Here is a 318-nt window from a genome sequence, read left to right as displayed (position 1 = left end):
TGCATATATAATGGTAAGAATCCCTATAAAGGTTCTTCTAGTTTACTCTCTATGTTCTCTGATCCTGATCTAGCAAAATCATGTATGTTGGATAGCTTTCATTTAGTAGACTTGTACAGCACATCAGAAGATGAATTGCTTAGCTATAAAAAGGCTGCTTTTGCGGCTATGGTACTAAAACAAGGCATTTATAGAGATTTTAAGCAGTGGTTTTCTGATCATATACACCTAATTGTTTACCTTTTAGAAAAAGGTTATATTAGCTATGCGGATACAGCATTTTTGTACATGTTAAAGGTAGACGATAACCCAGATTTA

1 protein-coding gene is annotated in these 318 nt (G+C 33.6%); it reads left to right on the top strand.

From position 1 onward, the window contains the following. The coding region (locus ACRRVB_RS00685; RefSeq protein WP_432466100.1) for an Rpn family recombination-promoting nuclease/putative transposase at positions 1-318 on the top strand (318 nt) is incomplete at both ends.

The organism is Candidatus Cardinium hertigii (genome assembly GCF_050864855.1).
Classification (GTDB): Bacteria; Bacteroidota; Bacteroidia; order Cytophagales; family Amoebophilaceae; genus Cardinium; species Cardinium hertigii_C.
Note: the sequence above shows the minus strand (reverse complement) of the source record. Positions and strands in the feature narration are given on the sequence as shown.